The sequence below is a fragment of the Rhodonellum psychrophilum GCM71 = DSM 17998 genome, assembly GCF_000381545.1.
In the GTDB taxonomy this organism is placed as follows: domain Bacteria; phylum Bacteroidota; class Bacteroidia; order Cytophagales; family Cyclobacteriaceae; genus Rhodonellum; species Rhodonellum psychrophilum.
The window spans coordinates 15,283-37,518 of sequence record NZ_KB906699.1 but is presented as its reverse complement, the minus strand read 5'-3'; the positions used below and the strand labels follow the sequence as shown (position 1 = coordinate 37,518).

The 22,236-nt window shown below is 39.8% G+C and carries 22 protein-coding genes and 2 tRNA genes; 7 read left to right on the top strand and 17 right to left on the bottom strand.

The window, feature by feature from the left end; all coding sequences use genetic code 11:
• Positions 1–1,159: 1,159 nt before the first annotated feature.
• From F824_RS0123940 to F824_RS0123930, 3 genes are all read left to right on the top strand, one after another.
• Positions 1,160–2,032 carry a hypothetical protein gene (locus tag F824_RS0123940; RefSeq protein ID WP_019600478.1) on the top strand — a complete coding sequence of 291 codons (873 nt, stop codon included), beginning with the start codon at positions 1,160–1,162 and terminating at the stop codon, positions 2,030–2,032.
• A 199-nt stretch (positions 2,033–2,231) separates the two neighbouring features.
• Positions 2,232–2,405 carry a hypothetical protein gene (locus tag F824_RS27640; protein WP_019600477.1) on the top strand — a complete coding sequence of 58 codons (174 nt, stop codon included), beginning with the start codon at positions 2,232–2,234 and terminating at the stop codon, positions 2,403–2,405.
• 31 nt (positions 2,406–2,436) lie between these two features.
• On the top strand, positions 2,437–2,676 hold the full coding sequence (locus F824_RS0123930) for a hypothetical protein (RefSeq protein ID WP_236613223.1): 240 nt from the start codon (positions 2,437–2,439) through the stop codon (positions 2,674–2,676).
• A gap of 51 nt (positions 2,677–2,727) precedes the next feature.
• On the opposite strand, the gene F824_RS0123925 is transcribed toward F824_RS0123930, so the two are convergent.
• Positions 2,728–2,801: transfer RNA gene (locus tag F824_RS0123925), tRNA-Arg, on the bottom strand.
• 179 nt (positions 2,802–2,980) lie between these two features.
• Between F824_RS0123925 and F824_RS0123920 the strand changes: the two genes are divergently transcribed.
• The gene (locus tag F824_RS0123920) at positions 2,981–3,718 is read left to right on the top strand and encodes a porin family protein (protein WP_019600475.1); all 738 of its coding nucleotides are present in this window, start codon (positions 2,981–2,983) and stop codon (positions 3,716–3,718) included.
• A gap of 53 nt (positions 3,719–3,771) precedes the next feature.
• On the opposite strand, the gene F824_RS0123915 is transcribed toward F824_RS0123920, so the two are convergent.
• Together F824_RS0123915 and rpoN are read right to left on the bottom strand one after the other, a co-directional pair.
• Positions 3,772–4,395 (bottom strand): hypothetical protein, encoded by a 624-nt coding sequence (locus F824_RS0123915; protein ID WP_026333899.1) that lies wholly within the window; start codon positions 4,393–4,395, stop codon positions 3,772–3,774.
• Positions 4,396–5,850, bottom strand: a complete 1,455-nt coding sequence (rpoN, locus tag F824_RS0123910) for an RNA polymerase factor sigma-54 (RefSeq protein ID WP_019600473.1) — start codon at positions 5,848–5,850, stop codon at positions 4,396–4,398. It abuts the gene before it with no gap.
• 191 nt (positions 5,851–6,041) lie between these two features.
• On the opposite strand from rpoN, the gene asnS reads away from it, so the two are divergent.
• On the top strand, positions 6,042–7,493 hold the full coding sequence (gene asnS / locus F824_RS0123905; RefSeq protein WP_019600472.1) for an asparagine--tRNA ligase: 1,452 nt from the start codon (positions 6,042–6,044) through the stop codon (positions 7,491–7,493).
• 58 nt (positions 7,494–7,551) lie between these two features.
• On the opposite strand, the gene F824_RS0123900 is transcribed toward asnS, so the two are convergent.
• The 7 genes from F824_RS0123900 to F824_RS0123870 all read right to left on the bottom strand — a co-directional run bounded on the left by F824_RS0123900 (position 7,552) and on the right by F824_RS0123870 (position 14,015).
• A complete protein-coding gene (locus F824_RS0123900) occupies positions 7,552–8,793 on the bottom strand; it encodes an MFS transporter (RefSeq protein ID WP_019600471.1) in 1,242 nt (413 codons plus the stop codon).
• Between the two features lie 68 nt (positions 8,794–8,861).
• Positions 8,862–10,337, bottom strand: a complete 1,476-nt coding sequence (locus tag F824_RS0123895) for an NAD(P)H-hydrate dehydratase (protein WP_019600470.1) — start codon at positions 10,335–10,337, stop codon at positions 8,862–8,864.
• Positions 10,330–11,658: an MFS transporter gene (locus F824_RS0123890; protein WP_019600469.1), complete on the bottom strand. Its 1,329-nt coding sequence runs from the start codon at positions 11,656–11,658 to the stop codon at positions 10,330–10,332. The genes F824_RS0123895 and F824_RS0123890 overlap by 8 nt, the downstream gene beginning before the upstream one ends.
• Before the next feature lie 67 nt (positions 11,659–11,725).
• Positions 11,726–12,187, bottom strand: coding sequence for an ExbD/TolR family protein (locus F824_RS0123885; protein ID WP_019600468.1), 462 nt, complete (start codon positions 12,185–12,187; stop codon positions 11,726–11,728).
• 2 nt (positions 12,188–12,189) lie between these two features.
• A complete protein-coding gene (locus F824_RS0123880) occupies positions 12,190–12,822 on the bottom strand; it encodes an ExbD/TolR family protein (RefSeq protein ID WP_019600467.1) in 633 nt (210 codons plus the stop codon).
• On the bottom strand, positions 12,822–13,151 hold the full coding sequence (locus tag F824_RS0123875; protein ID WP_019600466.1) for a hypothetical protein: 330 nt from the start codon (positions 13,149–13,151) through the stop codon (positions 12,822–12,824). Before F824_RS0123875 ends, F824_RS0123880 begins: the two co-directional genes overlap by 1 nt.
• A 57-nt stretch (positions 13,152–13,208) precedes the next feature.
• Positions 13,209–14,015, bottom strand: coding sequence for a MotA/TolQ/ExbB proton channel family protein (locus F824_RS0123870; protein WP_019600465.1), 807 nt, complete (start codon positions 14,013–14,015; stop codon positions 13,209–13,211).
• A gap of 799 nt (positions 14,016–14,814) precedes the next feature.
• On the opposite strand from F824_RS0123870, the gene F824_RS0123865 reads away from it, so the two are divergent.
• Entirely contained in the window at positions 14,815–15,969 is a 1,155-nt protein-coding gene (locus tag F824_RS0123865; protein WP_019600464.1) for a baeRF3 domain-containing protein, read from the top strand.
• 107 nt (positions 15,970–16,076) lie between these two features.
• Positions 16,077–16,391 (top strand): HPF/RaiA family ribosome-associated protein, encoded by a 315-nt coding sequence (locus F824_RS0123860; protein WP_019600463.1) that lies wholly within the window; start codon positions 16,077–16,079, stop codon positions 16,389–16,391.
• Positions 16,392–16,952: 561 nt separating this feature from the next.
• On the opposite strand, the gene F824_RS0123855 is transcribed toward F824_RS0123860, so the two are convergent.
• The 7 genes from F824_RS0123855 to F824_RS0123825 all read right to left on the bottom strand — a co-directional run bounded on the left by F824_RS0123855 (position 16,953) and on the right by F824_RS0123825 (position 22,218).
• Positions 16,953–17,039: transfer RNA gene (locus F824_RS0123855), tRNA-Ser, on the bottom strand.
• Positions 17,040–17,161: 122 nt separating this feature from the next.
• A complete protein-coding gene (locus tag F824_RS0123850; protein WP_026333898.1) occupies positions 17,162–18,238 on the bottom strand; it encodes an asparaginase in 1,077 nt (358 codons plus the stop codon).
• 2 nt (positions 18,239–18,240) lie between these two features.
• Positions 18,241–19,011: a TatD family hydrolase gene (locus F824_RS0123845; protein WP_019600461.1), complete on the bottom strand. Its 771-nt coding sequence runs from the start codon at positions 19,009–19,011 to the stop codon at positions 18,241–18,243.
• On the bottom strand, positions 19,008–20,114 hold the full coding sequence (locus F824_RS0123840; RefSeq protein WP_019600460.1) for a glycosyltransferase: 1,107 nt from the start codon (positions 20,112–20,114) through the stop codon (positions 19,008–19,010). The genes F824_RS0123845 and F824_RS0123840 overlap by 4 nt, the downstream gene beginning before the upstream one ends.
• Positions 20,114–20,740 (bottom strand): polysaccharide deacetylase family protein, encoded by a 627-nt coding sequence (locus F824_RS0123835; protein ID WP_019600459.1) that lies wholly within the window; start codon positions 20,738–20,740, stop codon positions 20,114–20,116. Before F824_RS0123835 ends, F824_RS0123840 begins: the two co-directional genes overlap by 1 nt.
• Positions 20,741–20,744: 4 nt before the next feature.
• Entirely contained in the window at positions 20,745–21,956 is a 1,212-nt protein-coding gene (locus F824_RS0123830; RefSeq protein ID WP_019600458.1) for a PP2C family protein-serine/threonine phosphatase, read from the bottom strand.
• Between the two features lie 10 nt (positions 21,957–21,966).
• A complete protein-coding gene (locus tag F824_RS0123825) occupies positions 21,967–22,218 on the bottom strand; it encodes a hypothetical protein (RefSeq protein WP_019600457.1) in 252 nt (83 codons plus the stop codon).
• Between the last annotated feature and the right edge of the window lie 18 nt (positions 22,219–22,236).

Below are 22,236 nucleotides of genomic sequence, written 5' to 3'. Positions count from 1 at the left end.
AACTCTCCATTGTATAGTTTGTTTTGCAGATCGCTCTGCTGTGTCTTCCTGCCCAAGGTCACGATACTTCCGTATCGCGCAATCGTTTTTGTTTTTTGTCTTACAGTACTTCAATGAACTTATCCCGGACTTTTCCGGGCTTGTGATGTCTCCATCCCCAATCTTTTCCACTCTTCCTTTTCAAGCGGGTTGCAAAGGTAAACAATTTGTCTGAACTTGTTGATGTTTTTTTGAAAAAATTTCCAGGCCCGAAAACCCGATCCTTCCTCCAAAAAACCAGCTCCAGCAATCCAAAACCAATCGTTTTCCAAAATTTTAATCTCAAATCAAACCCTTCCTTCCGAAGCGGGTTGCAAAGGTAAACAAATTGTCTTTCCTCGCAAGATTTAATTTTCAATATTTTCCCTCCCGTTTTACCGTTCTGAACGCTTTCCCTCTTTTGGGATTGCAAAGGTGCAAAAGAAAATGTCTTTTTGCAAAGAGAATAAGTCATTATTATCAGTATCAAACATTATGAACTGAACATCAGCCCTATATTCTCGATGATCAAGAAGTAATCTCCCAATTCTTTGAAATGTAAATGGCAACCTCGTCAAAACAGGCAACTGAAACCAACTCAGAATTTACGGCAAGCCCCCTTCCAGCCCTATGAATTCAGCAAAGGCAGTTCAAGATGGGGTAACAGGAAAGCTTATTGATGCTAAACAATAGGACCGATCTGACGCTATGGTTTCGTCACTTGCCCAAACCATGCATCCTCTATGGATCATCCTTCTTGAATAACAAGTATCTAAAACAAGCGCATCTAATCCGGTGCTGATAACTCCTCCTTTTTTTCGCAAACGGTTAATCTGCAAAATTCAATTCCCCAGAATCCCCTTATTTGTAGGCGATGTGATATTTGTTACGCGATAATATTTACCGATTCACTAAACTTAGACGAGTTTAGGGATTTTTATAAATTCAATAAACTTATTCACAAACAAAAGGTTAACAGATACTTTGTTCCAATTTCAAAGTGATTTGTAAAATCTATTGGCTACAGCACTTTCTTAAGATTAGATTTTACTACAAAGACGCCTACTTAGATTGTAAAGAAGAATGGAGACTGGTTGCTGTGAGATAAACTGGAACAGGCGAAAGATTTAAAAAAAACAAGATGATCAAGAAATTTTTCCAATGGCAGATTAACACATTCGATATATTGGATGAGCATTGGGAAAGTACCGCTGTATCCAAAGTGATCAGTAATATTGTCGTGGGATTTTTTGTGGCAGGGCTGTTTTTGGGTCTCCTTTCTCATTTAGAGATCGTAGACTTGGGTGAGAATTTTACGGCATTTTTTGCAATTGAGCTGGCATTCAACGTATTGCTTATATTTGAGGTGTTGGGATTGATATTTCTCATCCCAAAATCCGTTGCCGATTCAGTGGGCAAACAGTTTGAGATTATTTCGCTCTTGTTGCTGAGGGATGCATTCAAAGAGTTTGGGCACTATTTGGGTGACCTAAGTTGGGATGTGGGCTTTTTAATGGAGTTGTTACCTATAGTATCAGATGCATTTGGAGCGATATTGATTTTCTTGATCACAGGCCTCTTTTATAGGGCACAGCGGCACAGGCGAATCACCCAAAGCTATGAGGAGCAAAAAGGGTTTGTCGCCATCAAAAAACTTATTTCAATCTACCTCACCGTTTCTTTTATTGGATTGGGCATTTACGATATTATTTCGGCCTATCAGATGCATCAGTTTATTTACAGCATCAAGTTGTTTTACACATTGCTGATTTTTACTGATGTTTTCATTTTATTGTTCTCACTCCGATATAACACCAAATATTACAACCTTTTCCGTTATTCCTCATTTGCATTGGCTACCATATTCCTTAGACTCACTTTGAGCGCACCTGCCTATTACAATGTGTTATTGGCCGTAATTGCCGGATTGATGGTTTTGGGGGTGACTTCGATCTACAATCAATTGTTGTCCTCTAAAGAAAGTGGAGCCAATAGAGATGTTACCCAAGGGTAATTCACCCCGAAACAAGCATTTGGTTTCCTCCTGGAGTTCAAACCTCAAGAAAATCAGACTATCCGGAAAATAGTGAGCAGTACCGTTCTGGTGAAGCCAAAAACAGTAAACAGGTTACTGATTATTTGAATTTTCAAAATGCAATGGAATTGGCAATGCATCACACAGGTCAACTGATTAAAAAGCAATTCCCAGATGTATGGCGTTGATCCCACATGCTCAGGCGAGATTCATGGTATGCGTCTATACCAAGAATGTCAACCGGTTCAACGACATCACTGATTTGATGGGTGCTCCCATTGCAACATTCAAGGTTCACACCAATGATTCAAAACATGCATTTATTATAGAACCCCGAGTCCGTCTTGAATGAAGTGACAAAATCCAAAATTTCTCCGTTGATCATGGCACACCAGCATCCTTCCAGAAATAGAAATCCTACCGATGCAGACATGGCTCTGGGAAGGAGGACCATTAGGAAAAGCAAGGGAATCGCCCGTGAGCGAATGCTTGAACTTGTCCTTTCATCAAATGGAAACACTTTGGTTTTCCTGACGATGGGAAGATTTGGGATGGAAATAGGCACAAAAAAAGGAAGAAGATTGAATCTCCTTCCTTTTCGTTTCAACCTCATTCTCTCCTAAACAAAAAGAAAACAAGTATGTTAAAAACAACGCTCTGAAGAGCGCTAGTAGTGACCTCGTCAGGATTCAAACCTGAAACCTCCTGAGCCGTAATCAGGTGCTCTATTCAGTTGAGCTACGAAGCCGTATTGGGATTGCAAATGTAACCATATTTTCAAATTAAAAAAATGAGTTCAATCGAATTTTTCAAAAGACAAAGTGCGGTCCAACTTGATTATTAAGAATTATTAAGATCAAAAGGAATAAAAATCAAGTATGTTTTTATAATTTAGCGCCTTATTATTTTAATACAATTCCATCTTTCATGAAAAGACTTACAGCAGTTTTATTGGCTTATTTGATAACATTCTCATTGTTTGCCCAAGAAAAAGAGAAAACGCCCATAGGGGGAAGGCCTAACATTAAAGGTGACCTCTTTATTGACATTGGGTTAAATACCTTAAACAATAAGCCTGATGAATTGGCTACCAGTTTATTCCCATCAAGAACCTTTAACATCTCCTACCAATTGCCGGTCAAATTATTCGGTGAGAATTCAGGGGTCACTTTTAATCCGGGTTTAGGATTGGGTTTGGATAAATTAGCTTTCAAAGAAGACCAAAATTTATTCAATGATCCTTTGAAAGGTCCAACTTCAAGTCGATTATTAGAAGTAAAGGATGTATATGGGGATGAAATAACCATCGGAAAAAACAACGTATCTCTCAATTATGTGGATATCCCGTTGGAATTCCGTTATCATTTTAATAAAACCAATTATGATAAGGGGATGAGAATAGCCGTTGGAGGGAAAATCGGATTTCTTTTTGATTCGCAAACAAAAATCTCTTATACAGATGAGAATGAATTAGAAAGAAAAATAAAGGATAAACAATCGTACGGGATCAATCCAATCAGATACGGTATATTGACAAGGGTTGGGACGTCTGGCTTCAATGTTTGGGGATATTATGGGTTAAATGAAGTGTTTTCTAAGGATAAAGGACCTTTCAATACCAAAACCAATCAAATTAATTTTGGATTGTCGGTAGCACTCTTTTAGATTCCAAAGTGAAAAACAAGCATAAAAAAAGACCGGAGAAATCCGGTCTTTTTTTATGTAAACAAAAGGTAGTAAAAAGATGAAAAGCAGACGACAAAGCCCAACAAAAACCCCCCGAATATTTCTAGGGGAGAATGTGCGTTTAGGTGAAGTCTTGCAGAGGCAATTGCACCAGACAAAATAATAACACCGATGAGTGGATAGAGTAAATCGACCATTGGATACCTAAGGCTCATCACCAAAACAATTGCGAGCAATCCCGATACCCCTGTCATGTGGGCGCTAATTTTCCAAAAAACAGTGATGCTGGTTAAAAGTATCAAACAAACCGTCAGGACGAACAAGGTAAAGACCAAAGTAAAATCGACCCATGCTTTGACATAAAACAAGTAAGAAGTAATGAAATACAACATGCTGATAATCGAAAACGGGAAAATCCTGTCTTTTTTATCCTCTATTAAAACCGAAGGAATAACCTTGGTTAATCGCAATATGAAAATCATGAACAAAGGCAACACCAAAGTATTGACCACAATTACCGAAAAAATCTGATTCTTGTCCCCCCCAGTTGCTATACTGGACTCCTGCATCCCGTAAAGCAAAAACAAAAAGATCAAGGAGGGCATCACCAAAGGCTGAAACAGCAATGATATTATTTCTGAAAGTCTTCTACCCACTTAAAGTTCTTTTCTTAATCTTGCCACAGGGATTTGCAATTGCTCACGATATTTAGCTACCGTTCGCCTTGCAATATTGTATCCTTTTCCATTCAGCATCTTCACCAATTTATCATCAGAGAGCGGTTTGCGCTTATCTTCCTCATCCACCATCGTCTGCAAAACACTTTTCACTTCTTTATTGCTCACATCCTCACCCGAGTCCGTTGCAATACCTTCTGAGAAAAAGTACTTCAGCGGAAAAATACCGAATTCAGTTTGAATCGATTTACTGTTGGCCACTCGGGAAACCGTAGAAATATCCATATCTATTCTTTCGGCAATGTCTTTCAGGATCATTGGCCGGAGCTTGGTCTCATCACCATCTTGGAAAAAATCAATTTGAAAATTCAAAATGGCATGCATCGTCTTAAGAAGGGTGTGTTGCCTTTGTTTAATGGCGTCAATGAACCATTTTGCTGCATCAAGTTTCTGCTTCACAAAAGTGACCGTTTCCTTGAGCTTTTTGTCTTTTTTGTCGCTTTTCTCATACGCATTGAACATCTCTGAATAAGACCTGCTTACCCTCAATTCCGGCGCATTTTTAGAATTAAGCAAAATATCAAGTTTCCCTTCCACATTATTGAGAATGAAATCCGGGAAAATATACTGAGTTTTGACCATTCCATCCGCAGCTCCCCCCGGTTTGGGGTTAAGCCTGGTGATCATTTGGATAGCATCCTTCAATTCATCATCCTCAATGTTCAGTTTTTTCTGAATTTTGGGATAATGCTTTTTTGTGAACTCCTCAAAACACTCCCCTACAATTCTAATTGCATTCATGACAGTAGGGTCATCGGAATGTTCCTTGCGTTCCAATTGGATCAATAAACATTCTTGGAGATTTCGAGCAGCAATTCCAGCTGGATCAAATGCCTGAATTTTTCTTAGGATTTCCTCTACCTCATCGATATCGATCTCCATATTTTGACTGAATGCAAGATCATTGATAATGGCTTCCAAATCCCGCCGGATATACCCATCATTTTCTATACTCCCAATCAATTGTCTTCCAATAATTTTCTGATGCTCATCCAGTTTCAAAAAACCAAGTTGGGTGATCAGTTGCTCATGAAGCGATACCCCGCTTGAAATAGGGATTTCTCGATCATCATCGTCAGGGGAATAATTCCCATCACCTTGCATCTTGTATCCTCCATAATCCTCATTCAGATAATCGTCGATATTCACATCGCTTTCTTCCTTCCCTGAATCCTCCTCATATGACTCTGGAAATTCATCCTCATTCTGGTCTTTTTCTTCATCTTTACCCTCTTCCAAAGCAGGATTTATTTCCAACTCCTCCTCTACCCTTGCATCCAACTCGACCGTAGGCACCTGCAACAATTTTATAAATTGAATTTGCTGAGGGGAAAGTTTCTGGGATAATACCTGACTTAAATTTAATTTTTGCATAAAGGATACTTTTGATTAATGAGTGGAAAGAAAAAACCTATGAACTAAGGCGATCAATGCACTTTTCTTTTCCAAATTTAGGAAATAAGATCAATTTTTTGATAAAAAGCTAAGAATATCGTTTTTTTGCATTCCGCTTACCCGAACTAACTCATGTTCTATTATAAAAACGGAATTAATAATCTTTAAAGATGGCATTCAACAGCAGAATTAAAATCAAATCACTTTTGGAAAGTGATGAAACCGGTCACGATGTTACAATCATGGGCTGGGTAAGAACGAAGCGAAGCAACAAAAACGTATCTTTTATCGCGTTGAATGATGGCTCAACAATCAAAAATTACCAAGCAGTAGCGGATCCGAATTTGATCCCTGAAGATATCTTGAAGAAAATCACCACTGGTGCTTGCATAAAAGTCACTGGTGAAATTGTTCAATCTCAGGGTGCTGGCCAACAAACCGAAATCATATCCAAATCAATAGAGATCCTGGGGGAAGCAGATCCTGAAAAATTCCCACTTCAACCCAAGAAACACTCCTTGGAGTTCTTAAGGGAAATCGCCCACCTCAGAATGAGGACCAATACTTTTGGGGCTATATTCAGAGTACGCCACGCCCTTGCTTTTGCGGTTCATAAATATTTCAATGACAAAGGGTTCTTCTATATCCACACGCCTATAATTACCGCTTCGGATGCCGAGGGAGCAGGAGAAACTTTCAGGGTGACTACACTCGATCTTAAAAACCCACCCAAAACCGATAAAGGGGAAATAGATTACAAGGAAGATTTCTTTGAGCGGGAGACCAACCTAACTGTTTCAGGACAGCTGGAAGGGGAATTGGCAGCAATGGCACTTTCGGAGATCTATACCTTTGGGCCAACTTTCAGGGCTGAAAATTCAAATACTGCCAGACATTTGGCCGAATTTTGGATGATTGAACCTGAAATGGCCTTCTTTGACGCAGAGGACAACCAAAACTTGGCAGAAGACTTTCTGAAATATGTGATTTCCTATGCTTTGGAAAACTGCCAGGATGACCTTGTTTTTCTTGACCAAAGGGCTTCCGAGGAAGATCAGGCAAAAAAGGTTGAATTAAGAAGTGAAATGGGCTTATTGGAAAGGTTGAATTTTGTCGTCAACAATGAATTTGAAAGAATAACCTACACCGAAGCTATCCATATTCTCAAAAATTCCACTCCGAACAAAAAGAAAAAATTTCAGTTTCTGATCGAAGATTGGGGAGTAGACCTACAATCAGAACATGAGCGTTTTCTGGTAGAAAAACATTTTAAAAAACCCGTTATCTTGACCGACTATCCAAAAGAGATCAAATCCTTTTACATGAGGCAAAATGATGACGGCAAAACAGTTGCTGCCATGGATATTCTTTTTCCGGGAATCGGAGAAATTGTCGGTGGATCCCAAAGAGAGGAACGCCTAGAGCTATTGACCAAAAGAATGGAAGAAATGGATATCCCCCAAGAGGAAATGTGGTGGTATTTGGATACGAGAAGATTTGGTGCCGCTCCACATGCCGGTTTTGGTTTGGGATTCGAAAGAATGGTGCTGTTCGTTACCGGAATGTCCAATATCCGGGACGTAATCGCATTTCCCAGAACACCTGGTAATGCAGAATTTTAAGTTTTAAATCATTATCACAAAAAAGGTCATGGGGTTCTAAATCCCATGACCTTTTTTTTTAGGCTTCGTTGGAAACTTCTTCTGCTGGAATTTCATCCCCTATAATCGGAAGTGATTCAATTATCTTAATCCTTCTTGCCAACGGAATACAAAGTAAACTGAGACCAATGGCCGCATAACCCACAATGTTATAATTGATCAATTCTCCATTTGCACCCTCCACTAGGATCATCCCTGCAACAAAAGATGCAAGACCTGCAGCAAGTTGTTGGACTGATGAGTTGAAGCTCAAAAAACTCCCCCTATTTTCAATTTTTGCGGTAGCGGTGATCAAGGCTGTTGCGGGAACCATTCTACCATTGGAAGTCACGAAAAACAGGGTGGACGCCAACAAAACATAAGGAATAGGCGTCACACCCAAGTTCGTAATAATGGCAATCGGGATAATATTCAAGGCCATAAAAACGCTGAAGACCTTGATCATCCCATATTGATCACTCATCCTACCTACCCAAGGGGAGGTGAAGATGGTGAAAAAACCACCTGCCATATAAACATAGGTAAGTTCCATATCCGTAAAACCAACATTGGCCACCATATATGGACTCAGAAAGGGAATAATGGAAAATTGACCCAACATCATCATGATGGTCAATGAAATTGCCCTCATTTGATTGGGATTACCTGTCACTCTTCTAATTACTTGAATTGGGGTGGGCTTTGTTATTTGTTTTCCCAAATGCTGTGTGATTTTAGGGATAAATTTGAAAATCATCAAGAAAATAATCCCCGACAACCCCAAAAGAAAATAAAATGGTGCGTGCCAAGTGGACATACTTGCAATGAACAATCCAAAAGGGACACCAAAAACAGAAGCAACGGAGAACGCTGCCATCACCCAACCCATTGCCCTACCCCTTCTTCCTTCAGGAATGGTATCTCCTATTATGGACAAAACCAGTGCAGAGGTCAAACCCCCAAAAAAGCCTGAAAAAATTCTAGCCATTAACAAGACCGGATAACTCGGAGACAGGGCGCAAGCCAAAGTCCCCAAAAGAAAACCTACAAAAACCCAAAGTAGAATGCTTTTCCTATCATATTTATCCAGGAAAAAAGCGCCCAAAAAGCTGCTGAATCCAGCGCTAAAGGTGTATGAAGAAACCAATAAGCCAAATTCCCTTGGTGTAATCTCAAACATTCTCATCAATTGTGGCCCCAGGGGCATGATGATCATAAAATCCACAATGTGTGTGAAATTGATGGCCGCAAGGGTCCAAAGCAAAAGTTTTTCTTTCTTCATCCTAATAAAATACAAAACCTTAACTCTTTGGGGCAAATTAAAGTTCTACCCATTCAGATACACAGGAATTAAAAAATCTGCATTTGGACAAAGGTTTCTGGAATGGCTTCAATGATATCAGAAGCAATCATTCCTCTCTTTTTCGAAACTGAGGCAAGCTCCCCGGCCAATCCATGATGATACACCCCACAGATAGCGGCATTTTCCGATGAATATCCCTGGCCTAAAAAGGAAGTGATTATTCCAGTCAAAACATCCCCTGACCCAGCGGTCGCCATATATTGATTGCCGGTAGAATTAAAAAACTGCTTCCCGTTGGGCAATGAAATCGAGGTAAAAGCACCCTTAAGAATCAAAATGCAATTGTTTTTCCGGGAAAAACTCCTTGCCTTCTCCAACCTTTCCAAATGATTCGAACAATCCCCGACCAACCTTTCAAACTCCTTAAAATGTGGCGTGAGAATACTCTGTAAAGGTAATAATTTTAACAAATGCGGATAAAGGGCAAGCGTATTCAACCCATCTGCATCGATGACGACAGGTTTTCGAAATCGATTCAATAAGCTTTCAAAAAAGGAAAAATCATTTTGAATCCCCCAACCAGGCCCAACTCCAATCGCATCAAAATTATCCAACATTTCCAACTCACTATCCGCAACCGCCATTATTTCCGCGGCAACGACAAGAGAGGAAGAGGATTCAGATCCAGGGAGATGACAATGGACCAAACCACTTCCGGTCCTTAGCGCAGCCCTGCTCGCCATCAAAATCGCACCAACTTTACCGGGACTTCCACCAATCAAAAGCACCCTTCCAAAATCTCCTTTGTGGCTAAATTTATGGAAGAACTTATGACGGATAGCCAAATCTTTTTTCTGAATGAAAAATTTATCTTCCCCAAATTGGTTCAAAAGACCATCGGAAATACCGATATCCACAATTATAATCTCCCCTGTGTACAAAGCATGCTCGGGAAAAAGCATTGCCAACTTAGGAAATTGAAAAGTAACAGAATAATCCGCATGAAAGGCATCCCCTACCAAAACCCCATCCGACGGAATTCCTGAAGGAATATCTATCGCAATTTTTGTGGCTGACAAACCATTCAGTTTTAGAATTAAATCAAGGTAAATTCCAGAAAGTGGCCTATCAAGACCCACCCCTAATACGGCATCAATAACAAAGGTTTTCTCAGGGAGAATAAATTCAAAGGTATCAAAATCCATAATCGGGATGGTTTTTGGTAACCGATTGAAATTCGCTTGAAAATTGGAGGAACAATTAGAAAGATGTTCGAATTTAATTATGCTTATCTGATACCCCATTTGATATAAGAGCCTTGCGATCGCAATGCCATCTCCACCATTGTTGCCCGGTCCACAAAAAATATAAATTGGAACCTCGGGGGACTTGAATTTATCGATAAACCAGGAGACAAAAGCATTTGCAGCACTTTCCATTAGTTCAAGTCCACTGATACCTTCTCTTTGGATATGTGCTTGGTCCAATTGAGAAACCTTCTTACCGGGAATAATACTAAGCATGTTCGACCTTGGAAGACATTTCTAGATTCCTTTTGGGTATTTTAACCAATATAAGAAATCCCAAGCCGACAAAGAAAAAGAGAGCGAGTGCAAGCGAACTATTTCTCATACTTCCTGAGAGTTGTTCGATCAACCCATAAGAAAATGTCCCAAGTACGATCGCTATCTTTTCGGTAACATCAAAGAAACTGAAATAAGAGGCATGATCTATTGTATCAGGAGGAATCAACTTCGCATAGGTAGATCGGGAAAGGGATTGGATCCCACCCATAACCATTCCCACCACAAAAGCCAAGGCATAAAATTGGTATTCGGAAATGACATAATATGCGGCAACACAAATAAAAACCCAAATAAACACCATGATGACCAAAGAGTTTTTATTACCAAAGAGTTTAGATACGTAGGCAAACAGAAAGCTCCCACCAATGGCGACAAATTGAATAATCAAAATCGTCACAATCAACTTGTCCCCAGGAAGACCCAATTCTTTGTCCCCAAAAGATGCTGCAAGGTACATGACTGTTTGGACTCCCATACTATAGAAAAGAAAGGCGGCCAAAAACCTATTCATCACTGTAGTTTCCCGCACTTCTTTGAACACTCTTCTGATTTCATGATACCCTTTCGAAAAAAGTGATTTTTGGACTTTTCGATTGTAGGGATTCTTGGGCAGGAAATGAAAAGGAATCTGTGCGAAACCAGCCCACCATAAACCTGTAATTAAAAAAGACCACCTGGCAGCTTGCCCACCATCAGATATTCCGAAAAATTCAGGAGACTGGATCATAAACAAATTCACCACCAATAAAATCACACTTCCAATATATCCCAAAGAAAAGCCTCTGGCACTTAAGAAATCATATTCTTCAATATTTGCTATTTCTGGCAAATAGGCATTGTAAAAAACTATGCTACCGGCATAACCAATACTTGCCAGCATTGCACAGATGACTCCATATTCAAGATTATCCCCATCAAAAAAGAATAAACCTACACATGCAAGAGAACCCATATAAGTGAAGATTTTCATAAAAAGAAGCTTTTTGCCTCCATAATCAGCCATTCCAGAAAGTAATGGCGACAAAAATGCAATTATCAAAAAGGAAAAAGAAATCGAGTAGGAGTACAAAACAGTATTGACAATGTCAAAGCCAAAAAATTTTACTGTATATCCAAATTCATCTGATTTGGTTACGCCATTGAAGTAAACTGGGAAAATGGTGGAAGTAATGACCAGACTGTAAACAGAATTGGCCCAATCGTACATCGTCCAAGCCCTTTGAATCTTTTTCTTGTTTTTCAGTTCTGGTAAGGCCATTTTCGGATTAAAATTAAAAAAGCTATCTCAAACGAGATAGCTTTTCAATATAAATCATTAAGAAAGATTAATTCTCAACTTTTCCTGTTGAAGCATACATTAACTTACGTGCATCCGCTTCTCTCAATTCAAATTGAATATCGGAAATTGGACCCATTTTCACTTCTCTGTCTGCCTTCATGGAGATGGTAATTTGATCTCTTTCAGCTTCTCCCAATTTGTCTTTTTCCTGATTCACCCATAGCACGATGTCTTTGGTGTTGATCAAAACATCATTGGCTTGAATTCTTGGCTCTGAACCATACAAGGAAACGTTTTTGGGTTTCCCTACGAAAAGGTAGGAAATCAAAGACTTCTTTTCAAGTTTCTGCAACTGAGTTGCTTGAGGGAGCTTTTGTTCTACCAATAGATCCTGTTCTCTAAGCACAGTGGTCACCATGAAAAAGAACAACAACATAAAGATAATATCCGGCAAAGCTGATGTTGGAATACTGATCTCAGCTTTGGTTTTTTTCTTAAATTTACCCATAATTAACTTCCTATTTTATCTGGTTCAGCAATTGAAATCGCCATAGGAATTCCTTCTTTCCCTCTGTCCTGAAGATCTTTCTCTGAGGCTGATTTCCCAGTAAGTGCTCTGTATTGATCGGCTGTGATGCCAACCCTTTCCGCATAGATCTCAAAATAAGCTCTTTTGACTTGATCAAGAACTTCAAGATACCGCTCGTAGCTAGTACCCCTATTGGTTTTGATTGAGACAACAGCCTCACCAGGATGATCTGAAGAACTTGGATCCTTGTTCGACTTTGCCTTCAATGTTGCAGGCAACCCGTTGTACAATTCGGCATATTCTGAATCTGGAATACCAAAATTCAAAATAAATGCTTTCACATCGTCAGATAAAGATTCGGTATTGTCCAAGTATTCTCCTTCTACCAGAAGCTGATCATTTGCATTTACAAGTATGTTGAAAATGTTACGCTCATTCTTCTTGATATCAGGTGGCGGTACGTTCGGATCTTGCTTTGGAGGAAGAATATTAAGAATACCCTTGTCCGAAGCAATTGTGGTGGTAACGAGGAAGAAGATAAGGAGCAGGAAAGCGATATCCGCCATCGACCCTGTACTTACCTCCGTACTCATTCTTGATTTCTTCCTTGCCATTATTTTACAGCTTTAGTAATTTCAGTGACGACAATCCCTGCCAATGCGATGAAAAACAACACATAGACAGTCATGAGCGCGCCACCAACTAACTTAGATGATGTTTCGGTAAGATTAAAGGGTTCTGCTGCAAACTTGGGCAACACATCCCCGTCTGAAATTGAATAAGCGATAAAGAAAATGATCACCAAACCTACAACAGCGGCTAATGTTTTACCTAGGCTTTTTGGATCATCTAAAGACTTAATCAATGGCATTACTACTGCGAGAATTATACCTACTAATACTAAAACATAGGATAGGTATAAGGAAATATCTGTTATATCCATATTAATTTATTTCTAGGTTATGAACAATTGGTTGTTGAATTTTCATTCAACAATCAATTATTTCGTCAGTTTATACCTTACAAGAATGTCTACCAAAGAGATAGAAGCATCTTCCATGTCGTTGACAAGAGAATCGATCTTAGCGACACAATAATTGTAAAACAACTGCAAAATAATCGCAACTATCAAACCCGCAACTGTAGTCAAAAGAGCGATCTTAATACCACCGGCTACAAGCGAAGGAGAAATATCACCAGCAGCTTCGATTGCATCAAATGCACCAATCATACCGATAACTGTACCCATAAACCCAAGCATTGGAGCAAGAGAGATGAAAAGAGAGATCCAGATAAGACCTTTTTCCAATCTTCCCATTTCAACAGAACCATAGGCGATAATTGATTTTTCAACCATCTCGATTCCTTCTGAATATCTCATCAAGCCTTGCGTAAAAATGGACGCGACTGGACCTTTTGTGCTTTTTGTAACGTCTTTTGCCGCTTCAATGCCTCCTTGTTCCAATGCATCTTCCACTCTAAGCAATAATTTCTTGGTGTTGGTGGTAGATAGATTCAAAGTAATGATTCTTTCAAGCGCAACCGCTAGACCCAAAATCAAACAGATCAATACCGGAGCCATGTAAGCTGGATCACCTTCAATGAATTTTTCCTTGATTACTTGGTGGAAGCCTTTCTCTTCCTCAATAATTTCATCATCCACGATTGTTGGAGCAGCTACAGGAGCTATTTCAACGGTTTCAGTTGTGTCAACAGCAGCAGCATCTGTGGCTGCGTCTTGAGCTTTCGAGATCACCGGAGATAAAAGGATTCCAGTAAGCATGAACAAAGTGATTAGCTTTCTCATAATTTAGATTTTAAATAGACTTTAGATAAAGGTTAATGGTTTCTTGAATAATATTGAATTTTAAAGTTATCATTTTTTCAATTCAAATTGCAATGGATACAATCATAATTTTTTTAGATAGTTTAAATTTCGTCACTGTATTTATATTCTTTGCAAGCTAAATCATCTATTTTGAACACATTAGACAAATTATGTGAACGGAAAAACTATTACGGTAAAGGGAGTTTAAATGCTGTTGAATCAATTGATGAAAAAAAGAGTCTGAAATCCTCCATTACCCTGCGCCACACTTCCTTTCTCCAATTCAAGTTGTCAGCGGAGACAAGGACAAGTCCCTGTAACCATTTTTCCAGGGAATAAACTTACTGCTATATCACTGAAAAACAATCGGTTTAGCTGTGAATATTCGCATAAGGATTGTCTTTTTTTGGGCCCTGTTAAAAACTAAATCTCTTTGAAATAAAAGCCCCTGAAAAATCCCGCTTTCCAATCCAATAGGGCTAAGTTTTGGCTATTTCCTAACCAAAAAAGGCTATTTCGGGCTGGAACAAGATTCTTTGCGTGGATTTTATTCTTAGGTTTTCCTAACAAAGAAGTTCGGAGAAATTGATTTTGACTTTATCACTGCCCTCAAGGTGAAAAGACAATAATAATGTAACTATTCCCTAAATTTAAGTAACATTTTTAAACTTTGAAAAATCTATCTTTACGAAACACGTGATTTTCACGGCATTTTTTGAATGCTATTTTGCCTCATATTCTAAAATGAAACCTAATTTATTACTAACGAAAGAAAAATATGAAATTACTAACCGAAAAACTGATTCAAGAGCTTCTGAACGTGAATGAGGAGCTTTGTCTATCGCTTTACATGCCCACGCACAGGTCCCATCCTGAAAATCTTCAGGATCCAATCAGGTTTAACAATCTGATCAAGGAACTCGAAAAATCCATATTGACCAAATATTCAACAACTGAGACGACCACCCATCTTGAGCCGCTAAAAAAACTTGCTGAAGATGCTGATTTTTGGAACCATACTACTGAGGGTCTTGCAGTACTCAGCACAAATGGCCGTTTTGAAGTCATTAAATTAAAGGTTTCCGTGGAGGAATTAGCCATTGCAGCGGACAGTTTCCATACAAAACCGCTCCGGAAATATTTGCAGTCCACTGACCGATTTCATGTTTTGGGTGTAAGCCACCACGATATCCAGCTATTTGAAGGGAACAGGCATTCATTGGATCCGATAGTACTCTCCGAAGATGTACCCGCAACGATCGAAGATGCACTGGGAGATGAATTGACAGATAAACACACTACCGTTGCCTCCTATGGTGGCTCGGGTGGTGAGAGCTCAAATATGCACCATGGCCACGGAGGCAAAAAAGAAGAAATGGACTTGGATGCCGAACGTTTTTTCCGTGTGATTGGAAAGTCAATTTATGAAAATTATTCGAGGCCTACAGGTCTGCCCCTTATTCTGGCGGCTTTACCAGAGCACCATCATCAATTTCACGAAGTGAACATCAACCCACTGTTGTTGGAGAAAGGGATTACCGTAAACCCTAAATCGGTCTCAAAAGAAATTCTTGCCCAAAGGGCTTGGGAGGTCATGGAACCGGAATATTTAAAAAGATTAAAAAATACAGTGGATAGGTTTGAGCAGGAAAGAGCCAATGGAAAAGGCAGCGATGACTATATAGAGGTAGCCATTGCGGCTGTGGAAGGCAGAATTGACACCCTTCTCGTAGAAGCAGATAGGGTGATCGCTGTTCGGATTACCAATTTGGTTACTGGAAATACACAAAAGAAGGACTTGGACAATCCGCGAGTTGATGATCTTTTGGACGATATGGGGGAATTGGTCATGAAGATGGGTGGAAAAGTCATCGTGGTTCCTACTGAAAGTATGCCCTCCGAAACAGGTCTTGCGGCCATATACCGTTATTGATTTAAGAGAAGTAAATAGACTTGTGGGGATTAAATAAAAAAATGATGAAGGGAATAAACTTTCCTACAGGGAGCTTCCCTTTAATTTTGAATAAAAAATAAAAACAAATGAAAATCCAGATAAACACCGACAAAAATGTAGAAATAAGCGAAAATAAAATCGCTTGGTTTTCTGAACTTATAGCCAAAGATCTAGACAGGTTCAATGGACAAATCACAAGAATAGAAGTTCACCTTTCGGATGAAAACGGAAGTAAGGAAGGGCCTGAGGACAGGCGCTGTTTGCTTGAAGCTCGAGTAGAGGGTATGCAGCCACTTGCGGTGACCAACCAAGCCGATTCAGATGAACATGCAGTAAAAGGAGCGGTTGATAAATTGAAAAATTTGCTAAGTACCAGGCTTGGACGGATGAAAAATCATTAAACCCAAAACATGTATTGGCTTTACTCCAGGAGTTGAGATGCAAAAAAATCAGACCGACTGGAGAATAACCCGTATTACCAATATGGTGAAATCAAAAACAGTAAACAACTGACTGATTATTAAACTATTTCATGCTAGAATGGAAGAGGCAATACACAACACCGATTAAATCAGCAAATAAAAATTATTTTAATTTACATTAGGCCAACTCTAATTGTCTGAAGTTTTAAAACAGAAAGACAATTGGCATTGGCCTTTTTTTAATCTTGAGATATTCCAGCTGGGTACCGCAGTCAGAAGAGTGATTGACTGGCAAATTTCAGCAAGATGAACACTTGGATGATGGTGAAAGAAAATTCCTGCATGAATGAATCAAACAGAAACTTTCGAAATGAAGGGACTGAATACTTGGGTCAGTCATGGGTTATTAGAATAGGTATTTGACTCAACTTTGAAAGTTTTTTCTTTGATTGAGTAAAAAAATCGAAAACACAATCAACTACCCTCTTAAAAAATAAATCCCTAACTATCATATTTTTAGACAGTTAGGGATTAATAATGCAGAGAGGAAGGGATTCGAACCCTCGATACCCTCACGAGTATACACACTTTCCAGGCGTGCTCCTTCAACCACTCGGACACCTCTCTATTTGATACCTCAGCTGAATCGGAGTGCAAAGAAAATTAAAAATTTCAGCCAATCCTAACTTCCGTAGAGAAAGTTCGCTCTGTTTCTCATTTAATGTGGTGAATCTATAAAAAAACATCTATCAAAACCCGGGCAATGACATTTCTCCCGCCAAAGAGGTGATCAGCTTCCTTCTTATAATATGCTCCTCGGTTTCATTGGCCAGAAGAAACATCATCTTCGTGATGGCTGCCTCTGTGGTGATGTCTCCTCCACTTAAAATCCCTACCCTCTTAAGATCCTTGCTCGTCTCGTATCTTCCCTGGATGACCCTGCCCCCGTTACATTGGGACACATTCAATATAATGATCCCCTTTTTGACAGCCCTTTCCATACATTGAATAAACCAAGGTTCGCTTGGGCTATTGCCTGAACCATAGGTTTCCAACACCACTCCACGAATCCCTTCAATATTTAGACAGCTATCTATAATCTTGGAGGTAATCCCAGGAAAAAGTTTGATGACCATCACGCGGTTGTCTAAACCATTGAAATATTTCAATTCTCTTCCTTCTTCGTAAGGCCTGATGGCCGCATAATTATAATCTATGATGATGCCCGCCTCAGCCAGTGGTGGATAATTTTCCGATTCAAACGCATCAAAATGTATGCTTTGAACTTTTTTGGACCTGTTTCCCCTCAATAATTTATGGTTGAAAAATATACAAACTTCAGGAACAATGGGTTTACCGTTGGCTTTTGCGGTGGCAATTTCCAAGGCGGTCATCAGATTTTCCCTGGCATCTGATCTCATTGCGGAGATGGGCAATTGTGCGCCAGTGAAAATCACAGGCTTACTCAGACCGCTCAACATAAAGCTCATCATTGATGCGGAATACGCCATCGTGTCTGTCCCATGAAGCACGACATACCCATCATAGCTGTCGTAATTTTCATAAATGATATAGGCCATATCCACCCAGTGCTGCATGTTGACATTCGAGGAATCAATAGGCTCCGGAAAAGAAATTACCGTGATCGCAATATTCATGCTCGTGAGTGTGGGGATCTTCTCAAGAATTTGACCAAAATTAAAAGGTACCAACGCCCCGGATTCGTCGTAGGCCATACCTAGTGTCCCACCTGTATATATGATCAAAACCGATGAGGTTATATCGTCTTTTGCGGCAGTACTGAGTCTTACTATTTTGTAGTTCATCGCTAAAACCTATGAAATATATTTTGGGAATTCTGTTCTGTAATGATGGAGACCTCTTGTATTGTTTTTCCAGTCAAGAAACTCAACCTTTCGGCAATGACCGGAACATACTCCGGGGAATTTCTTTTCCCGCGAAAAGGAACGGGGGCCAAATATGGGCTGTCTGTTTCCAAGACGACATGCTCCAGAGAAATTCCCGGAAACACTTTGTCCAAACCACCATTCTTGTATGTGGAAACTCCTCCAATCCCAAGTAAGAAACCCAAGTCAATAATTTCCCTTGCTTGTTCGAGCGAACCTGAAAAGCAATGGAATATCCCCCTGAGGGCAGCTGTTTTTTCTTCTCTGATGATCTTGATCGTTTCATCCATCGATGCCCTACAGTGGAGTACAATGGGGAGATTTTTCTGCTTTGCCCAATTGATATGGATTTTTAGGGATTCTTTTTGTTCCTCAAAGAAGGTTTTGTCCCAATAGAGATCCAATCCAGTTTCTCCGATCGCTGAAAAAGGACGCTTTTCAAGCCATTCTTCCATCACATACAATTCCTTGGCAAAATCTTTCTTTACATCACAGGGGTGAAGCCCCATCATGGGAATGCATATTCCGGGGTATTTTGATTCGGCATCCAGCATTGGATCGATGGATTCCACACTGATATTGGGCATGTAGATCTTGTGGACCCCATTTTGAACGGAGCGCCCTATAATCTCAGCCCTGTCGCCGTCAAATTTTGATGAATAAATATGCGCATGCGTATCTGTGAAATTCATAAGTACTGCCTTCCTTTCCAATCCGTTTTGGAAGGCCAAAAATAATAAACTATCGTAGACCAAGCGGTAATCATATAATAAATTTCAAAAAGAAGGAGATCCGAATAATTTAAATTCTCCCCAGCATATACTGCAAATCGGTGGATGAAATGACTCTGTAAGAAAATCTTCACATTCCAAGCTACTAGCCCAATGACGGGGAAAAACCAAAGGACTAGGAGTATCGCTGGAAAAAACAGCACCTGGATCGCCAGCAAAACCTTCCAATAGACAGGCAAAGTAAAAGCACCGGCCATCCACCTTTTGCGCTGTTCCAATAAGCTTGAAAAATCCAATTGTGCTTTTGTCTCGATGAGGTTTTCTGGACTTATCTGGTGGACTCCTTTATAACCAATATTCTTCAGGCTCCTGGCCATCTCAAAATCCTCTGTTAGGGAGAATGGGATCCCTGCGAAACCACCAACCTTATCGTATGCTTCCCGGGTAATGAGCATATTGTTGCCCATTGCCGTAATGGAAACACCCAAGTCATCCAGCACCTTAACCATCCCCAAACTGAGCCACCAATCAAAGGCCTGGAATTTTTCGAAATTGGATTTTCCTTTTATTGTGGTGATACCGGTCACTATCCCCACTTCTGGCCCCAACCCTTCAATCATTTTTTCCACCCACCCTTCTGGGACCAAACAATCCGCGTCCGTAAACAACAATACCTCTCCATTTGCCATTGCACCCATTTGTGCCAATGCATTTGCTTTGCCGTTGAGCTGGTTTTCAGGCTTCGGATTGGGTTGAATGGAAATGAATGCTGCATTGGGCATGGTTTTCACCCAAGCTTCCAGGATGGATTTGGTGGCATCGGTACTGTGGTCATCTCCCAAAATGAATTGAATTTTGTCCGAAGGATAACTCAGTTTTTCCAAAGAGGAAAGACATCCGGGGAGATTGTTGGCTTCATTTCGAGAAGGAATCAAGATGCTGGCGCGTGGGTATGAAGGGAGATTTCCGGTTTTATACCGCTTAAAATTGTCCTTTAATAATAAAATCAATACGAAGTCCTGGAACAACAATAAAACCACGAGAGATAGTGAGAGGATCCCCATTACAAAAGTCCGGTTTCAAAGCCATTATCCGAAACGAAATCCAAGTAAGGGTTCAAAACCCTTTTCAATATTCCTTTTGTTTTCACTTGATCATGAAAAACTACGATGGAACCGTTTTTGGTATATTTTATGGTCTTTTGAAGGCATTTTTCAGCTGGTTGATTGAGATCAAAATCTCCGGAAAGTACATCCCACATGATCACCTGATGGGTACTATTCACTTTTTTGTGTTGGTTTCTGGTCATTCTTCCATAGGGCGGGCGGAATAAATCAGTAAAAACCCCCAAATGTTCGCCTATTGTCTCTTGACATTTTTCTATGTCTTGAAGATAGACCGCTTCTTTTGTTTGGAAACCATTGAGGTGATGATAAGTATGGTTTCCAACTTTGTGTCCACATGTAAGCACTTCCTTGGCAAGCATCGGGTTTTTCCGAATGTTATCACCAACCATAAAAAAGGTCGCTTTCATCTTTCTTTTATCCAGCATTTCCAGCACATAATCTGTAACGCCTGGCACAGGCCCGTCATCGAAAGTCAAATAGACTTTTCTCTCTTGCCTATCTTTGTTCCAGATCAACTGTGGCAATAAACTCGATATTATAGAGGGAACATGATGGATGAGCATTTGTTTATTTGAATCTCATGCTTAACAAAGTAATGTCGTCTCCCCGCACGGTACCCTCGGCAAATCCATCCAACTCCTTGAAAAAGGTTTCGTGAAAGACATTTGGGTCTGTGCAAAGATTTGCCTGAACAAATTTAACAAACCTTTCATCTCCATATTCCTCTTCACTGCTGTTAAAACTCTCTGTCAAACCATCTGTATACAAATGAAGATTAAATCCCTTTAAGTGGGATCTTTTTCCCACTTCCAAGAAAGGCAGTTCTTCGAAAGCGCCTAGAATGGTGGTGCCTGCTTCCAACAATTCGCTTCTTCTTTCTCCTTCCCAACACAATACTGGTGGATTATGGCCCGCATTCACAAATATCAACTCCCTCTTTTTGAAATTGTAATGACCCAGGAAAAAAGTAATAAAGCGCTCTCCATTTGTATTCTCAAAAATGGTGTAATTCAATTGCTCCGTGATCATTTTGAGATCGGAGGAACTTCTGAGCAAGGTTCTTAGGGCAGCTTGAAAATTTGACATCAACAAAGCTGCCGGCATTCCCTTTCCTGATACATCCGCAATACAGAAAAACACCTCGTCGTCAGACTTTTGGATAAGATCGTAATAATCTCCTCCAACAGTACTGTGCGGGTAGTAAGTTACCTTCGCTTTTAATTTTTCGGTTTGTGGCAAATTAGATGGAAAAAGCATCCTTTGCACATTTGAAGCAATCTCAATTTCTTTTTTGAGCCGTTCTTGCTCCAATTGCCTGCTGGCGAAACGCTTGTTTTCCAAAGCCACGACCAAAATATTGGTTAAAGCCTGCGTAAAGTTCAAGTCAAGCTCGCTATGTTCTTCCTTTTTCTGAAGAAATAGGATTGCAAGCATTTTATCCTTGTGATATACCGGGATGTAAATCTCCAATTCTTCAAAGGAAAACCCATCGTCCACTTGTATCTGAAGTTCATCCGTGTCCCTGTTGTCATTAACTTGGTTTTCAGGAATACTGCTGGGTGTTTTGCCTTTGATGCCATGACTGATCTTTTGATCAAAAACATCATTATTGGCAACATAAAGCACCAAAGAGCGGATATTCAAATGCACCAAACAGGTGAATTTGAATATATTGAGCAATATAGAAGCCGGCTTATTTTCGTTGATTGCCTGAGTAATCTCCAACAATGCCTTGAGCTCTAATTCCTTCCTTTGGTATTTTACAATTTCGGTGGTCAATTGATTGTCGTTAAAGTGCGTTATGCTCCATGAGCCCTTTCTTTGTGGCCAAATAAAATAATTGGGCCCCTTCTTGTCTCAAGTCAACCTTTTCGAAGATTTCCTGATCGGGTTGTCTCAGACATTTGATGAAATCTTTTGCATAAAGTGCATGCAAGTTAGCCAAAAGCTTATCATCCTCCCAACCTAAAACGCCTTTTAAATATGCATAGTGCTGGACAAAATACAATTCATCCAATAAGTCAAATTCCTCGTCGCTCATTCTTCTCTATTAAAATAC

What these genes read in the sequence shown, in the direction of transcription:
- F824_RS0123880 (WP_019600467.1), bottom strand. Translation starts at nt 12,822, where the DNA reads ATGGCAAGGAAGAAATCAAGAATGAGTACGGAGGTAAGTACAGGGTCG.
- F824_RS0123865 (WP_019600464.1), top strand. Translation starts at nt 14,815, where the DNA reads ATGAAATTACTAACCGAAAAACTGATTCAAGAGCTTCTGAACGTGAAT.
- F824_RS27640 (WP_019600477.1), top strand. Translation starts at nt 2,232, where the DNA reads ATGGCGTTGATCCCACATGCTCAGGCGAGATTCATGGTATGCGTCTAT.
- F824_RS0123895 (WP_019600470.1), bottom strand. Translation starts at nt 10,337, where the DNA reads ATGCTTAGTATTATTCCCGGTAAGAAGGTTTCTCAATTGGACCAAGCA.
- rpoN (WP_019600473.1), bottom strand. Translation starts at nt 5,850, where the DNA reads ATGCAAAAATTAAATTTAAGTCAGGTATTATCCCAGAAACTTTCCCCT.
- F824_RS0123860 (WP_019600463.1), top strand. Translation starts at nt 16,077, where the DNA reads ATGAAAATCCAGATAAACACCGACAAAAATGTAGAAATAAGCGAAAAT.
- F824_RS0123940 (WP_019600478.1), top strand. Translation starts at nt 1,160, where the DNA reads ATGATCAAGAAATTTTTCCAATGGCAGATTAACACATTCGATATATTG.
- F824_RS0123845 (WP_019600461.1), bottom strand. Translation starts at nt 19,011, where the DNA reads ATGAATTTCACAGATACGCATGCGCATATTTATTCATCAAAATTTGAC.
- F824_RS0123900 (WP_019600471.1), bottom strand. Translation starts at nt 8,793, where the DNA reads ATGAAGAAAGAAAAACTTTTGCTTTGGACCCTTGCGGCCATCAATTTC.
- F824_RS0123870 (WP_019600465.1), bottom strand. Translation starts at nt 14,015, where the DNA reads ATGAGAAAGCTAATCACTTTGTTCATGCTTACTGGAATCCTTTTATCT.
- F824_RS0123825 (WP_019600457.1), bottom strand. Translation starts at nt 22,218, where the DNA reads ATGAGCGACGAGGAATTTGACTTATTGGATGAATTGTATTTTGTCCAG.
- F824_RS0123875 (WP_019600466.1), bottom strand. Translation starts at nt 13,151, where the DNA reads ATGGATATAACAGATATTTCCTTATACCTATCCTATGTTTTAGTATTA.
- F824_RS0123890 (WP_019600469.1), bottom strand. Translation starts at nt 11,658, where the DNA reads ATGGCCTTACCAGAACTGAAAAACAAGAAAAAGATTCAAAGGGCTTGG.
- F824_RS0123840 (WP_019600460.1), bottom strand. Translation starts at nt 20,114, where the DNA reads ATGGGGATCCTCTCACTATCTCTCGTGGTTTTATTGTTGTTCCAGGAC.
- F824_RS0123835 (WP_019600459.1), bottom strand. Translation starts at nt 20,740, where the DNA reads ATGCTCATCCATCATGTTCCCTCTATAATATCGAGTTTATTGCCACAG.
- F824_RS0123850 (WP_026333898.1), bottom strand. Translation starts at nt 18,238, where the DNA reads ATGAACTACAAAATAGTAAGACTCAGTACTGCCGCAAAAGACGATATA.
- F824_RS0123930 (WP_236613223.1), top strand. Translation starts at nt 2,437, where the DNA reads ATGGCACACCAGCATCCTTCCAGAAATAGAAATCCTACCGATGCAGAC.
- F824_RS0123920 (WP_019600475.1), top strand. Translation starts at nt 2,981, where the DNA reads ATGAAAAGACTTACAGCAGTTTTATTGGCTTATTTGATAACATTCTCA.
- F824_RS0123885 (WP_019600468.1), bottom strand. Translation starts at nt 12,187, where the DNA reads ATGGGTAAATTTAAGAAAAAAACCAAAGCTGAGATCAGTATTCCAACA.
- asnS (WP_019600472.1), top strand. Translation starts at nt 6,042, where the DNA reads ATGGCATTCAACAGCAGAATTAAAATCAAATCACTTTTGGAAAGTGAT.